Source organism: Pseudomonas sp. TH21 (assembly GCF_016651025.1).
Taxonomy (GTDB): Bacteria; Pseudomonadota; Gammaproteobacteria; order Pseudomonadales; family Pseudomonadaceae; genus Aquipseudomonas; species Aquipseudomonas aylmerensis.
Genome location: NZ_JAEKEQ010000001.1, coordinates 6,545,542 through 6,559,506, shown reverse-complemented (window position 1 = coordinate 6,559,506; position 13,965 = coordinate 6,545,542). Strand labels below are relative to the sequence as shown.

11 protein-coding genes are annotated in these 13,965 nt (G+C 62.9%); 6 read left to right on the top strand and 5 right to left on the bottom strand.

What is annotated here, in order from left to right; translation table 11 throughout:
• Window positions 1-253 precede the first annotated feature (253 nt).
• The 3 genes from JFU04_RS29230 to JFU04_RS30385 all read left to right on the top strand — a co-directional run bounded on the left by JFU04_RS29230 (window position 254) and on the right by JFU04_RS30385 (window position 4,573).
• Window positions 254-3,127, top strand: coding sequence for an EAL domain-containing protein (locus JFU04_RS29230; RefSeq protein ID WP_065902596.1), 2,874 nt, complete (start codon window positions 254-256; stop codon window positions 3,125-3,127).
• A gap of 162 nt (window positions 3,128-3,289) precedes the next feature.
• Complete coding sequence (gene hexR / locus JFU04_RS29225) at window positions 3,290-4,156, top strand: transcriptional regulator HexR (protein ID WP_010168370.1); 867 nt, start codon at window positions 3,290-3,292, stop codon at window positions 4,154-4,156.
• A 219-nt stretch (window positions 4,157-4,375) separates the two neighbouring features.
• Window positions 4,376-4,573 carry a PA3496 family putative envelope integrity protein gene (locus JFU04_RS30385; protein ID WP_242485940.1) on the top strand — a complete coding sequence of 66 codons (198 nt, stop codon included), beginning with the start codon at window positions 4,376-4,378 and terminating at the stop codon, window positions 4,571-4,573.
• Here JFU04_RS30385 and JFU04_RS29220 read toward each other — a convergent pair.
• Window positions 4,503-5,477: a LysR family transcriptional regulator gene (locus tag JFU04_RS29220; protein ID WP_065902594.1), complete on the bottom strand. Its 975-nt coding sequence runs from the start codon at window positions 5,475-5,477 to the stop codon at window positions 4,503-4,505. The genes JFU04_RS30385 and JFU04_RS29220 overlap by 71 nt on opposite strands.
• Window positions 5,478-5,672: 195 nt before the next feature.
• On the opposite strand from JFU04_RS29220, the gene JFU04_RS29215 reads away from it, so the two are divergent.
• A complete protein-coding gene (locus tag JFU04_RS29215; protein WP_003195732.1) occupies window positions 5,673-7,088 on the top strand; it encodes an acetyl-CoA carboxylase biotin carboxylase subunit in 1,416 nt (471 codons plus the stop codon).
• Window positions 7,089-7,190: 102 nt separating this feature from the next.
• Complete coding sequence (gene oadA / locus JFU04_RS29210; RefSeq protein ID WP_065902592.1) at window positions 7,191-8,999, top strand: sodium-extruding oxaloacetate decarboxylase subunit alpha; 1,809 nt, start codon at window positions 7,191-7,193, stop codon at window positions 8,997-8,999.
• 83 nt (window positions 9,000-9,082) lie between these two features.
• Here oadA and JFU04_RS29205 read toward each other — a convergent pair whose 3' ends face one another.
• The 4 genes from JFU04_RS29205 to JFU04_RS29190 all read right to left on the bottom strand — a co-directional run bounded on the left by JFU04_RS29205 (window position 9,083) and on the right by JFU04_RS29190 (window position 12,336).
• Entirely contained in the window at window positions 9,083-10,384 is a 1,302-nt protein-coding gene (locus JFU04_RS29205) for an autotransporter outer membrane beta-barrel domain-containing protein (protein ID WP_201146185.1), read from the bottom strand.
• A 179-nt stretch (window positions 10,385-10,563) separates the two neighbouring features.
• Complete coding sequence (locus JFU04_RS29200) at window positions 10,564-11,244, bottom strand: GNAT family N-acetyltransferase (protein WP_201146183.1); 681 nt, start codon at window positions 11,242-11,244, stop codon at window positions 10,564-10,566.
• Between the two features lie 10 nt (window positions 11,245-11,254).
• Complete coding sequence (locus JFU04_RS29195) at window positions 11,255-11,701, bottom strand: GNAT family N-acetyltransferase (protein ID WP_201146181.1); 447 nt, start codon at window positions 11,699-11,701, stop codon at window positions 11,255-11,257.
• Window positions 11,698-12,336, bottom strand: coding sequence for an FMN-binding negative transcriptional regulator (locus JFU04_RS29190; RefSeq protein ID WP_201146179.1), 639 nt, complete (start codon window positions 12,334-12,336; stop codon window positions 11,698-11,700). Before JFU04_RS29190 ends, JFU04_RS29195 begins: the two co-directional genes overlap by 4 nt.
• Before the next feature lie 87 nt (window positions 12,337-12,423).
• Between JFU04_RS29190 and pdxR the strand changes: the two genes are divergently transcribed.
• A complete protein-coding gene (gene pdxR / locus JFU04_RS29185; protein ID WP_201146177.1) occupies window positions 12,424-13,965 on the top strand; it encodes a MocR-like pyridoxine biosynthesis transcription factor PdxR in 1,542 nt (513 codons plus the stop codon).

Sequence of the window (13,965 nt, the reverse complement as noted above, 5' to 3'; positions counted from 1 at the left end):
CTCGGGCAAATCCCAATGCCGGGCGGGCGACGGAAAACATCCAGGCTGATCCGCGCCGGGCAAACATTCTGCATCGGGTGATGACTGGTCGGTCAATGGCCGCAGCCCCCGCCGTGTCTCGCTCAAGCCGTCTGGCGCCTAGGTTTGCGCTGGATAAACGTGAGGTTTTTATGACGTGGAGCAGTTTGGCCCAAGCGCGTGCTTGTGTATGCTCCGTCGACGTTTCGGGCTCACCATTATAAGAACACTGCCTATGACCCTCAGCACCGACCTGTTCGGCCCCACGATGGCGCCCGCGCAGGTCATCCACAAACATTACGCCACCGAGATGGCGGTCGAGCGCACGCGCCTGCTCTACCAGGGCTCGTTGCTGCCTACCTTATTAATGCTGGTCAACGGCCTGGTCTGTGCCTGGCTGCTGTGGAACCCCAAGCAATACCTGCTGGACAGCATCTGGCTGGTCTGGCTGCTGGCGTTGGTGGCGATGCGCGTGATCCAGGTGGCGGCGTTTGACTCGGCCATGCCCAGCCGCCAGGCCCAGCCGATCTGGCGCCGCATGTTCATGCTGGGTTCAGCGGTCAGCGGGCTGACCCTGGCCGTCGCCGCCATCGCGCTGGTACCGGTGGACAGCTTTATGCAGCAGGCCTGGGTCTTTGGCCTGATCGGCGCCGCGACGCTGTCGGCCAGCGTGGCCTATGCCGTGAGTCTGCCGGCGTTCCTGTCCTTTTCCCTGCCGTGCCTGGTGCCGGCCATCGCGTACCTGTTCTGGAACGGCGCCCCGCAGCAACAAGGCTGGGGTGTGCTCGGCCTGATCCTGCTGGCGTCCTTGAGTGTGGTGGCGTGGCAGGTCAATCGCTTGATCCAGCGCGGGCTGCTGCGACGCTTCCAGAACCAGGCGCTGATCGAGCATCTGCAACAGGCGCAGCAGCGCAGCGAACAGTTGAATCAGGAACTGGTGCGCGAAGTCGAGCAGCGTCGCCAGGTCGAACAGGAACTGCGTGAAGCGCAGATCGGCCTGCAGGACCGCGTGGCGCAGCGCAGCCAGGAACTCGACGCTGCCAGCCTGGCCCTGAATAAAAGCGAGGCGCGCCTGGCCATGGCCCTGCAAGCCAGCGAACTGGGCCTGTGGGACTGGAACCTGCAGACCGACGAGGTCCACCACACCCAGCTCAAAGAGTTGTTCGGCCTGGAACCCGAGTACGTCACGGCGATGCTCAGCCACCTCAAGCCGCGCCTGCACCCCGAGGACCTGCCGTTGCTCAAGCGCGCGCTGGTGGAGCACCTCAAGGGGCGCAGCGAGGACTACCAGGTCGAATACCGTGTGCGCCATGGCGATGGCCATTGGGTGTGGATCGAAGACCGTGGCCGCGCCGTCGAGCGCACGCCCAGTGGGCGTGTCACGCGCATGCTCGGTACGCGCCGCGACATCAGCGCCGGCAAGGCCCTGGAAGAACAGCAGCGCCTGGCTTCGACGGTATTCGAGGCCGCCAGCGAAGGCATCGTGATCCTCGACCCGGATTACGCGTTGATTGCGGTCAACCAGGCCTTCAGCCGCGTCACCGGCTTCGACATCGACGACATGCTCGGCCGCAATGTGGTGGAACTGCCCAGCAGCCGCGATGCGCGGCGCCACTTCCCGGTGATCCGCCAGGCGCTGCTCAGCCACGGTACCTGGCAGGGCGAATTGGTGGAGACGCGCAAGAACGGCGAGCTGTACCCGCAGTGGCTGCAACTGAACGTGGTGCGCGATGTTCGTGGAAAAGTCAGCCATATCGTGGGGTTCTTCGCCGATTTGTCCGCGCGGCGCGAATCCGAGGAGCGCATGCGCTACCTCACGCATTACGATGAATTGACCGGCCTGGCCAATCGCTCGCTGTTCCGCGAACGGTTGCGCGAAGCCCACCAGCGCGTGCGCCTGGGCGGGCGGAGCCTGGCGCTGCTGCACATCAACCTCGACCGTTTCAAATTGCTCAATGACAGCCTCGGCCATGAAGTCGCCGACCAGCTGTTGCAGAAAATGGCGCGGCGCTTGATCAACGCCTTGCCGGAAGCCGACACCATTGCGCGGCTGTCCGGTGATGAATTTGCCGTGCTGTTCGATGCCTATGGCAACCTCTCGAGCCTGGCGCGGGTGGCGACGCGGCTGCTGGCCAAGTTGCGGGTGCCGGTGACGGTGGAGGGGCACGAGCTGGTGGTCAGTGCTTCCATGGGGGTCAGCCTGTTGCCGGACAACGCGCGGGAAATTTCCGCGCTGGTCAGCCAGTCGAACATGGCCATGCAACATGCCAAGCATTTGGGCGGCAACAATTTCCAGTTCTACACCGACAGCCTGCAAGCCAGCACCCTGGAGCGCCTGCAGCTGGAAAACCACCTGCGCAAGGCCATCGAGGAGCGCCAACTGACGGTGTTCTACCAGCCGAAACTGTGCCTGGCCACCGGCAAGCTGAATGCCGCCGAGGCGCTGATTCGCTGGGAGCATCCGCAATGGGGCATGGTGCCGCCGGGGGACTTTATCGGCCTCGCCGAAGAGACCGGCCTGATCGTGCCGCTGGGCGAATTCGTGCTGCGCCAGGCCTGTTGGCAGGCGTGCGAGTGGCAGCGCCAGGGGCTGGCGCCGATCCGGGTGTCGGTGAACCTGTCGGTGCATCAGTTGCGCCAGGGCAAGCTGGTCAGCCTGGTGCGCCAGGTGTTGGAAGAGACCGGGCTGGACCCGCAATACCTCGAGCTGGAGCTGACCGAGAGCCAACTGCTCGACAGCGTCGAACACATCATCGCGACCTTCCAGCAGCTGCGCGACCTGGGTGTGAAGCTGGCCATCGACGATTTTGGCACCGGTTATTCATCCCTCAGTTACCTCAAGCGCATCCCCGTGGACTACGTGAAGATCGACCAGACCTTCATCCGGGGCCTCGGGCAGGGTCGGGAGGACGCAGCGATCACCCGGGCGATCATCGCCATGGCGCATGGGCTGGCGCTCAAGGTGGTGGCCGAAGGCGTGGAAGATCAGCAACAGCTGGATTTCCTGCGCGGCGAGCGTTGCGACGAGGTGCAGGGCTACCTGATCAGTCGGCCGATGGCGGCCGAAGGGCTGGCCGATTTGTTACGGAAAAATGCAGTTTTTCCTTAGCCGCACGGCTTCAACCCCAGCGGCTACAATTCGGCCGCCCTTAGATTCAAAGGCGGACAGGGCGATTTAGTGATGCATCGGACGGGCAAAACGACAATTCTTGTAGTATAACTACAAGCTTGCTACATCCCTGGCACCTGCCAATAACAAGAGTCCCGCCCTTTGAACCTGTTGCAACATATCGCCCAGTCGCGCCACCTGTTACGCAAATCGGAACTCAAGGTTGCCGATCACGTGCTGCTTGACCCTGCGGCAGTGATGCACAGTTCCATGGCCGACCTGGCCCACAGCGTGGGCATCAGCGAGCCGACCATCGTGCGCTTCTGCCGCGCCATCGGTTGCTCCGGGTTCCAGGACTTGAAACTCAAGCTGGCGCAAAGCCTGGCCGCCGGTGCGAGCTTCGGCCAGTTTGCGATTCATGAAGACGATTCCGTCGCCGACTACAGCCTGAAAATCTTCGACACCACCCTGCACACCCTGATGGAAGTGCGCGAGAAGCTCGACCCGGTGGAGCTGCAAAAGGCCGTGACCGCCATGTCCCAGGCCCAGCGCGTCGAGTTCTACGGCTTCGGTGCGTCTGGTGCGGTGGCCGCCGATGCGCAGCACAAATTCTTCCGGCTGCTGCTCACCGCTGCGGCCTACAGTGACCCGCACATGCAAGCCATGTCGGCGGTGACCTTGAAGCCCACCGACGTGGCGATCTGCATTTCCCAGTCGGGCCGTTCCAAAGACCTGCTGATCACCGCCAACCTGGTGCGTGAAAGCGGCGCGACCCTGATCACGTTGTGCCCGAGCCAGACGCCATTGGCGGAGCTGTCCACGGTCAACCTGGCGATCGATGTGCACGAAGACACCGAGATCTACACCCCGCTGACCTCGCGCATCGCCCACCTGGTGGTGATCGACGTGCTGGCGATGGGCGTGGCAATGGCGCGCGGCCCGAGCCTGGTCAACCACCTCAAGAGTGTGAAGCGCAGCTTGCGCAGCCTGCGTCTCTCGCCCAAATCAGTCAAAGCCCTCGACGATTAATCGGGTGTACACAGATTGATGTGGGAGCTGGCTTGCCTGCGATGGCGGTCTGTCAGCTCGCACATTCATTGACTGAACTACCGCTATCGCAGGCAAGCCAGCTCCCACACAGGATGTGCACAGCGCCTGAAGATTCATCGTCCTGTAACCCCCGCGCCGCCAAACCGTCATCCCCCAGGGCCATCCTGAACTCCCCGTACTCGCATTGGGAGACTGAAAATGGCCCGGCACTACGAAGACAGCAACAGCTCCGTCAAAACCCGTCGTCAGCAGGAAGACCAGCGCCGCATGGCGTTCCGTCGTGCAATCGAAGACCGCTGCGACGAGCGTCAACTGCAGCAGAGCATCACTGACTACCCGGAACTCCACTGGCAGGCACCCTTGGCTGCCCAGCGAAACGCTCAGCCAGCGCGCTGATCTGCACCCGTTCGCTGCGGATAAAGCCCAGGAACGCATGGGCCACCGGTGACAGGCGCTTGGCCTTGGCCTGCACCAGGCACCAGCTGCGATACAGCGGCAGTTCTTCCACCGGCAGCTCCTTGAGCCCGCCGGTGGCCAGCTCCAGGTTGACCGCGTGGCGCGTCAGCAAGGCCACGCCCAACCCGGCGTTCACGCATTCACGCTGCGCCTCGGCCGAGGCCACTTCCACCGTCTGGGTGAAGTGCACGCGTTTCTCCTTGAAGTATTCCTCGCACGCCAGCCGCGTACCGGAACCCGGTTCGCGCAGCAGCAGTGTGTAGGGCTCCAGGTCCTGCAGGCGCAGCGGGCCTTGCAGGCTCAACGGATGCTCAGGTGGGGCCACGGCCACGATCGGGTTGTTGAGGAACGGCAGGAATTCCAGGCCCATGTCCTGGGGCACCATGGACATGATCACCAGGTCGTCGCGATTGTCCGAAAGCCGGCGAATCACCTGGGCGCGGTTGACCACCGTCAGGTGCAACTGCACCTCCGGGTGCTGGCGCTTGAAAGCCGCAAACAGGTGCGGCACGAAGTATTTGGCGCTGGATTCCACCGCCAGTTTCAACTGGCCCTGCAGCGAGCCCTGCATGTCCGACAGCTGCATATCGAGGTTTTCCAGGCGCCCGAAAATGTCCCGGCTGGCGCGTTGCAGGGCTTCGGCGGCTTCGGTCATGTAGAGCTTCTTGCCGACGTAATCGAACAGCGGCTGGCCGATCAGCTCTTCCAGCTGACGAATCTGTAGGCTAACGGCCGGTTGCGTAAGCGACATTTCCTCGGCTGCCCGGCTGTAGGAACGCAAATCGCACACTTCATTGAAGATCTGCAATTGACGCAATGTCATACGCATCAATGACTTACGCATTATTTAATGATCCCGGCCTGCCCCTGATGCATCGACTATAAGTCTTTACTTATACACAGCCCAATAATTATTGATTTTTGTTAATCCCTGTTGGGGCTTAGTGTGTGTCTCGCGACTGTCATGAAACATTTGGTCACGCGCCGACCCGGATCCAGTGGGTTGAAGACGCAGCAATCGGCTCAAGGGAATTTCCAAGTGATAAAAAAGATCCTGATCGCCAACCGTGGTGAAATTGCCGTACGAATCGTGCGTGCCTGCGCCGAGATGGGCATTCGCTCGGTCGCGGTCTATTCCGATGCCGACCGTCACGCGTTGCACGTCAAGCGTGCCGACGAAGCCCACAGCATCGGGGCCGAGCCCCTGGCCGGCTACCTGAACCCGCGCAAGCTGGTGAACCTGGCCGTGGAAACCGGCTGTGATGCGCTGCACCCCGGCTACGGGTTCCTCTCGGAAAACGCCGAGCTGGCCGACATTTGCGCTGAACGCGGGATCAAGTTCATCGGCCCGTCGGCTGAAGTGATCCGTCGCATGGGCGACAAGACTGAAGCGCGCCGCAGCATGATCAAGGCTGGCGTGCCGGTCACGCCGGGGACTGAAGGCAACGTTGCCGACATCCATGAAGCCCTGACCGAAGGCGACCGCATCGGCTACCCGGTGATGCTCAAGGCCACGTCCGGTGGTGGTGGTCGTGGTATCCGCCGCTGCAACAGCCGTGAAGAACTCGAACAAGCCTTCCCCCGCGTGATTTCCGAGGCCACCAAGGCCTTCGGTTCGGCGGAAGTGTTCCTGGAAAAATGCATCGTCAATCCCAAGCACATCGAGGCGCAGATCCTCGGTGACAGTTTCGGCAACGTGGTGCACCTGTTCGAGCGTGACTGCTCGATCCAGCGCCGCAACCAGAAGCTGATCGAAATTGCCCCCAGCCCCCAACTGACCCCGGAACAGCGCGCCTACATCGGCGACCTGTCGGTGCGCGCGGCCAAGGCGGTGGGTTACGAGAATGCCGGTACCGTGGAGTTCCTGCTCGCCGAGGGCGAGGTGTACTTCATGGAGATGAACACCCGGGTGCAGGTGGAACACACCATCACCGAAGAAATCACCGGGATCGACATTGTCCGCGAGCAGATCCGCATCGCCTCGGGCCTGCCGCTATCGGTCAAGCAGGAAGACATCCAGCACCGTGGCTTCGCGTTGCAGTTCCGCATCAACGCCGAAGACCCGAAGAACAACTTCCTCCCCAGCTTCGGCAAGATCACCCGTTACTACGCGCCCGGCGGTCCCGGCGTGCGCACCGACACGGCGATCTATACCGGCTACACCATTCCACCGTTCTACGACTCCATGTGCCTGAAACTGGTGGTCTGGGCGTTGACCTGGGAAGAAGCCATGGACCGCGGCCTGCGCGCCCTGGACGACATGCGCCTGCAAGGCGTGAAGACCACCGCCGCCTACTACCAGGAAATCCTGCGCAACCCGGAATTCCGCAGCGGCCAGTTCAACACCAGTTTTGTCGAAAGCCATCCTGAACTGACCAACTACTCGATCAAGCGCAAACCCGAAGAGCTGGCCCTGGCCATCGCCGCCGCCATCGCCGCCCACGCAGGCTTATAAATAAGCAGCTGCAAGTTGCAAGCGGCAAGCTACAAGTTAAAGCGGATCAGCGTTTACTTGCAGCTTGTAGCTTGAAACTTGCCGCTATGAGGAGATCCGAATATGACTAAGAAAATCTTCGTAACCGACACCATCCTGCGCGACGCCCACCAATCGTTGCTGGCGACCCGCATGCGCACCGACGACATGCTGCCGATCTGCGACAAGCTCGACAAAGTCGGCTACTGGTCGCTGGAAGTCTGGGGCGGCGCGACCTTCGACGCCTGCGTACGCTTTTTGAAAGAAGACCCATGGGAGCGCCTGCGCAAGCTGCGCGCCGCGTTGCCTAACACGCGCCTGCAAATGCTCCTGCGCGGCCAGAACCTGCTGGGCTACCGCCACTACAGCGACGACGTGGTCAAAGCCTTCGTCGCCAAGGCCGCCGTGAACGGCATCGACGTGTTCCGCATCTTCGACGCCATGAACGATGTGCGTAACCTGCGCGTGGCCATCGAAGCGGTGAAAGCTGCCGGCAAACATGCCCAGGGCACCATCGCCTACACCACCAGCCCGGTGCACACCATCGAAGCGTTTGTGGCCCAGGCCAAGCAAATGGAATCCATGGGCTGCGACTCGGTGGCAATCAAGGACATGGCCGGCTTGCTGACCCCGTACGCCACCGGCGAACTGGTCAAGGCGCTGAAGGCCGAGCAGAGCCTGCCCGTGTTCATCCACTCGCATGACACCGCCGGCCTGGCCGCGATGTGCCAACTCAAGGCCATCGAGAACGGTGCCGACCATATCGACACCGCGATTTCCAGCTTCGCCTGGGGCACCAGCCACCCGGGGACCGAGTCGATGGTTGCCGCGCTCAAAGGCAGCGAATTCGACACCGGCCTGAGCCTGGAGCTGCTGCAGGAAATCGGCCTGTACTTCTACGCCGTGCGCAAGAAGTACCACCAGTTCGAAAGCGAATTCACCGCAGTCGACACCCGCGTGCAAGTCAACCAGGTGCCGGGTGGGATGATTTCCAACCTCGCCAACCAGCTGAAAGAGCAGGGCGCACTCAACCGCATGGGCGAAGTGCTGGCCGAAATCCCGCGGGTGCGTGAAGACCTTGGCTTCCCGCCGCTGGTCACGCCGACCTCGCAGATCGTCGGCACCCAGGCGTTCTTCAACGTGCTGGCCGGGGAGCGCTACAAGACCATCACCAACGAAGTGAAGCTCTACCTGCAAGGCGGCTACGGCAAGGCGCCGGGCACCGTGAACGAGAAACTGCGCCGTCAGGCCATCGGCAGCGAAGAGGTGATCGACGTGCGTCCGGCTGATTTGCTCAAGCCGGAAATGACCAAGCTGCGCGGCGAGATCGGTGCGTTGGCCAAGTCTGAAGAAGACGTGCTGACCTACGCGATGTTCCCGGACATCGGGCGCAAGTTCCTCGAGGAACGTGACGCCGGCACCCTGGCCCCTGAAGTGCTGCTCCCGATCCCTGAAGCCGGCGGTGTGGCGCGTGCTGGCGGCGAAGGCGTGCCGACCGAGTTCGTCATCGACGTGCACGGCGAAAGCTACCGCGTGGACATCACCGGCGTCGGCGTGAAGGCCGAAGGCAAGCGCCATTTCTACCTGTCCATCGACGGCATGCCGGAAGAAGTGGTGTTCGAACCGCTCAACGAATTTGTCAGCAGCGGCGGCAGCAAGCGCAAGCACGCCACTGAGCCGGGCCACGTCAGCACGGCAATGCCGGGCAACATCGTCGACGTGCTGGTCAAGGAAGGTGATGTGGTCAAGGCTGGCCAGGCCGTGCTGATCACCGAGGCCATGAAGATGGAAACCGAAGTGCAGGCGTCGATCGCCGGCAAGGTCACCGCTGTGCATGTGGCCAAGGGCGACCGGGTCAACCCGGGCGAGATCCTGATTGAGATCGAAGGCTGATACAGCCTTCGACATAACCGTTTAATCCTCGGGGGAGCAGGTGCTCCCCTTTTTTTTGCCTGTCGATCGGGCTTCCCGGTGACTTAGAACGCCATCGCCCATTGGCCCATCAACCCCTGGTTGCGACTGTGGCTGCCAAACTCGGCGCTGTAGGCCAGGCCTACGCTGTGCTCGTCCGACAGCGCCAGCTCCACGCCGGTGCGCAGCGCCAGGCTGTCACGGTCCAGGGACGTGCCGCCGACGGTGAACGCGCTGTTGAAGTCCTCACGTTTTTCCCAGGCGAAGGACTGACGTACGCGGCTGCTGGTGTCGCCATAGAGATGCTTCCAGCTTGTGCTCAGGTGCGGCTTGAGGATCATCTGGTTGCCCAGCGTCACGTCATGGGTCACGCGCAGGCCGAAGGTGCTGCTGAGGTTCTGCTGGGTCTGCGTACCCACGTTCAAGGCGCTGTAGCCGCCTTTCTCCTGGAAGCGTTCGCGGTGATAACGCTGGAAACCCACGCCGGCAAAGGGCTCGGCGCGCCAGTCAGCGGTCTGCAGCTGATAGCCCAGCTCGGCAAATGCGTTTTGGCTGTGGGCCTTGTACTTGCCTGAGAGGTAATCGCGGTGATTGATGAAGTCGAAGTCGACCGTGCGTTTGTTTTGCCCGGTATGGCTGCTGTACAGCGCGCCGAAGCGTAGCGCGAGTGGCCCGTCCAGGCGGACGGCGTAGGCGCCGAGGTGCCAGCTGTCCACTTCGCCCTTGAAGCGCCTGGCGCTCAGGTCGCTGCCGGATTTGCCCCCCACCACACCCACCCGCCATGCATCGTCGATTGCGCCGTCAGCCCCCAGTAACAGGCCTTGGCTGCTCTGTTTCAAGCCGGCACTGCCGTGTTGCGCATCAAGGCTGCCGCCATTGCCGAGGCCTTGCAGCCATACGCGACCGGTGTCGCCGGTGTCTTTATCCAGCTGGCGTATGGCTGCCAACAGGTTGGCGTTCAAGGCTTTCTGGCTGTTCTGGGTGGCGGTGCCGAGGTTGGCGTTCTGGCTTCCCGCCAGTTGCTCGAGCACTGCACCTATTCGGCTCGGCTCCAGGGTGCTCAGGTACAGGCCGTAACGTTCGAGCCGGCTTTTTTCCCACTCGTTGAACTCATCCGACGCCAGCAACCCATCCACGGCGGCGTCCAGCACCCGAGCGACGCTCAGGGCGTTTCGGCTGGTCGCCCGGTCGGCAAAGTAGAAGTCTTCAGGCGCCGGCAGCGCCGGCGCGGAATGACCCTTGTTGCCGGGCTGTTCGAACCATTCACTGTCTGGCTCCATATCGCCCCTGGCCTGTGCGTATTGAGCGCCGAGGGCACCCAGCGCCAGGGTGATGGCGAGCGCGAGTTGTTTGTGTATGCGCGGCATGTAATCCCACCTCTTGATGTATGAGGCGGGGAATTTAGCGAGGCTGCGGGGGGATAAATGTCAGGCCGGGCGACCCTTGCTTGCGGGAGATGTCGCTAGTCTGCAGCGATAATTGCGGCTATCGCCAAGGGATTGGGCCGACGCGCATTGCGCCGCCGGCCCAGCGGTTGAACCACGTCTCAGAGCGCCTGCTGGCGACACTCCGCAAGGCTCTTCAACTGCCCAGGGCCCGACTGGTTGGCATCTGACAACCAGGCCTCGAAACCCGCGCCAATCGCGGGCCATTCCGAATCCAGGATCGAGTACCACGCGGTATCGCGGTTTTGCCCCTTTACCACCATGTGCTGGCGGAACACCCCTTCAAAACTGAACCCCAGCCGCTCGGCCGCGTATTTGGAGCGGGCGTTGCCGTTGTTGCACTTCCATTCCAGGCGGCGATAGCCCTGTTCGAACGCATGCTTGGCGAGCAGGTACACCGCTTCGGTGCTTTTCGGCGAGCGTTGCATCGGTGCGCCGAAGGTCACGTGGCCGATTTCGATGCGGCCCTGGGCCGGGACGATGGACATCAGGCTGAGGATGCCTTGCACCTGGCCGCTCGCCCGGTCGATCACGCTGAAGAAATACGGATCGCTGTGTTGCGCATGGTTGTTGAGCCAGTCATTGAAGGCACCGCGCTCGGGGAGCGGGCCATAAGGCAGGTAATCCCACAGTTTCGGGTCGGCGCCGGGGCCTTGCAGGGCTTGGAACAGGTCGTCGCCATGGCGTGCCGGGTCGAGTTTTTCCAGGCGGATAAAGCGCCCTTCGAGCAGTTGGACCGTAGGCGCCGGGACGCCCTTCCAGTCGGCGGGTGAGATAGGCATGCTGCGCTCCTTAAAGACCTTTGCGAAATTGAATGAAACCCGGACGTTCGGCGATGCGCTCGTACAGTCGGATCGCCGTGGCGTTGGTCTCGTGGGTCAACCAGTGCACCTTGGCACAACCATCAGCCTTGGCGGTGGCATAGACGAACTCGATCAGTTTGCGGCCAACGCCGGTGCCGCGCTGGGCCGGGTCCACCAACAGGTCCTGCAGGTAGCACGAGTTCTCGATGCTCCAGTTGGAACGGTGGTAGATGAAGTTGACCATGCCCACGGCCTTGCCATCCTGCCAGGCCAGCGCGGAATGGGTCGGCTCCTGTGCATCGAGCAGGCGTTGCCAGGTGCTCTGGGTCACGGCGTCCGGCAGCTCGGTGTTGTAGAACTTCAGGTACGCCTGCCACAGCGGCAGCCAGGCGGCGTGGTCGGCAGCAGTGACCGGGCGGATGTCGATCTGGCTCATTCTGGAACTCCTTGGGGAATAAAGCGGGCGAGGGTCTGGTCGCGCACATCGGCGCTGGCGGCCAGCCCTTTACGAACACCATCGATGTCGGCCTGGCTGCGGTTCTGGCTGAGCTTGCGCTTGCCGACCAGGCGCTCGATCGGCAGGGCGAAGCCGACGATGGCCTTGAGCATGCCGTCGATGTAATCGGCCGGGGCGTCGCTGACCTTCCACGGCTGGGTACGGTTGCCTTCATGGCGATCGGTCAGGGCGCTGACCAGCGCCAGCAGGCGCTCGGTGTCGGTAAACACTTCAGCCTTGCCGTAGGCATGCACAGCCAGGTAGTTCCAGGTCGGGACCACCTTGCCGTGCTCGGCCTTGGCCGGGTAGAACGCCGGGCTGATGTAGGCCTCGGCGCCGGCAAAGATCACCAGGGCCTCGCTGCCGTTTTGCAGGTCGCGCCATTGCGGATTGGCCTTGGCCAGGTGCCCGTAGAGGGTGCCATTGGGGCCTTCATCGGGGTTGAGCAGCAGCGGCAGGTGGCTGGCTTGCAGGCCTTGCTCGCCAACGGTCACCAACTGCGCCAGGCGCGTGTGTTGAATCAGTTGCTGCAATTCGGGCAAGTCTTCGAGGGCAAAGGCGCGAGGTGTGTACATGAATATTTTCCTTGGCGAATGCCTGCATCGTAGGCAGGCTAATGGTCTGTTGTAAGAGCCATCTCAGGCCAATTTCATAGGTCCAATATGCCGCCGCTCTCGCCGCCTCTGTCATTCAACCCTGCCGGTATCGAGCTGGACCGTCGCCAAGGCCTGACGCGCCAGCTGTATGAGGCCCTGCGCCAGCGGGTGCTGGACGGACGCCTGGCCAGCGGCACGCGCTTACCCGCCAGCCGTGACTTGGCAGCGGCCCTGGCGATTTCGCGCAACAGCGTGGTGCGTGCCTACGATCAACTGTACGCCGAAGGGTTTATCGAAGGCCGAGTCGGTGATGGCACCTATGTGGCCCAACTGCCCCAGCCGAAAAAACTATCCACAAAAGTGTCCACAGGGTTACCCACAGGCTTATCCCCAGCCTTATCCACAAAATGGACAGATTTGCCCGAAGATCTCGATAACGAAGTTATCCACAGACCGGGCCTGGCCCGGGTGAAAAACAACCATCTTTCACAGCCGCCTGCGGGCCCGCCCAGGGCGTTTCGCGTGGGTGTGCCGGCCTTCGATCTGTTTCCGTTCGAGGTGTGGGCCAAGCTGAACGGGGCATTCTGGCGCAAGCCGGACCTGGAGCAGTTGTGCTACGGCGACCCGGCGGGCGATGCTCGCCTGCGTGGCCTGATTGCCGCTTACCTGCGCAGCTCGCGGGGCATGCAGTGCGCGGCTGAGCAAATAGTGATCACCTGTGGCGCACAGCAGGCAATCAGCCTTTGTGCACAGTTGCTGGTGGAGCCGGGCGACGGTGTTGCGGTGGAAAACCCGGGTTACCGCGCTGCCGGCCATGCATTCGCCCTGGCCGGTGCGAACCTGCAGGGCGTGCCGGTGGACCACGAAGGCATCGACTGCCACACCCTCAACAGCCTGAAAGATTGCCGCCTGGCCTATGTCACGCCGTCCCACCAATACCCGTTGGGCGTGGTCATGAGCCTGGCGCGGCGCCTGGAACTGCTGGCCTGGGCCGAGCGCACCGGCGGCTGGATCATCGAGGACGACTATGACGGCGAGTACCGCTACAGCGGCGCACCGCTGGCGCCCCTGGCCGCGCTGGACCGCAGTGGCCGCGTGCTCTACGTCGGCACCTTCGGCAAAGTCGCGTTCCCGGCCCTGCGCCTGGGGTATCTGGTATTGCCGCCGGGGCTGGTGGATGCGTTCTCGCGGCGCCGTGCGGTGGACATGCGCCACTCGGAAGTCAGCACCCAGGCGGTGATGGCCGAGTTCATGGCGGCCGGGCACTTCCAGCGCCATATTCGCCGCATGCGGCGGGCGGCGTTGAGTCGCCGCAATGCGGTGCTGGCCGGTTGGCCGGGCGGCTTGCCGGGCGTCGGCGAATTGCCCAGTGTGGCGGCGGGGCTGCACATGACGGTACGCGTGGACAGCCTGGCCCGCGAGCAGCAATTGGTTGAGCAGGCCCAGGGCGTGGGGGTCGAGGTGAATGGGCTGAGCAGTTATTGGCTGGCGCACTCCACCACGCCGGCGGACCAGCGCGCCGGCCTGGTGCTGGGCTTTGCCGCCGTGCCCGAAGCGGCCATCGCCGAGGCCCTGGCTAAGCTGCGCAGGGCCTGGCAGGGCGGTTGA

Coding starts and splice junctions, on each gene's coding strand:
- JFU04_RS29230 (WP_065902596.1), top strand. CDS start 254: ATGACCCTCAGCACCGACCTGTTCGGCCCCACGATGGCGCCCGCGCAG.
- JFU04_RS30385 (WP_242485940.1), top strand. CDS start 4,376: ATGGCCCGGCACTACGAAGACAGCAACAGCTCCGTCAAAACCCGTCGT.
- JFU04_RS29220 (WP_065902594.1), bottom strand. CDS start 5,477: ATGCGTAAGTCATTGATGCGTATGACATTGCGTCAATTGCAGATCTTC.
- oadA (WP_065902592.1), top strand. CDS start 7,191: ATGACTAAGAAAATCTTCGTAACCGACACCATCCTGCGCGACGCCCAC.
- JFU04_RS29205 (WP_201146185.1), bottom strand. CDS start 10,384: ATGCCGCGCATACACAAACAACTCGCGCTCGCCATCACCCTGGCGCTG.
- JFU04_RS29200 (WP_201146183.1), bottom strand. CDS start 11,244: ATGCCTATCTCACCCGCCGACTGGAAGGGCGTCCCGGCGCCTACGGTC.
- JFU04_RS29195 (WP_201146181.1), bottom strand. CDS start 11,701: ATGAGCCAGATCGACATCCGCCCGGTCACTGCTGCCGACCACGCCGCC.
- JFU04_RS29190 (WP_201146179.1), bottom strand. CDS start 12,336: ATGTACACACCTCGCGCCTTTGCCCTCGAAGACTTGCCCGAATTGCAG.
- pdxR (WP_201146177.1), top strand. CDS start 12,424: ATGCCGCCGCTCTCGCCGCCTCTGTCATTCAACCCTGCCGGTATCGAG.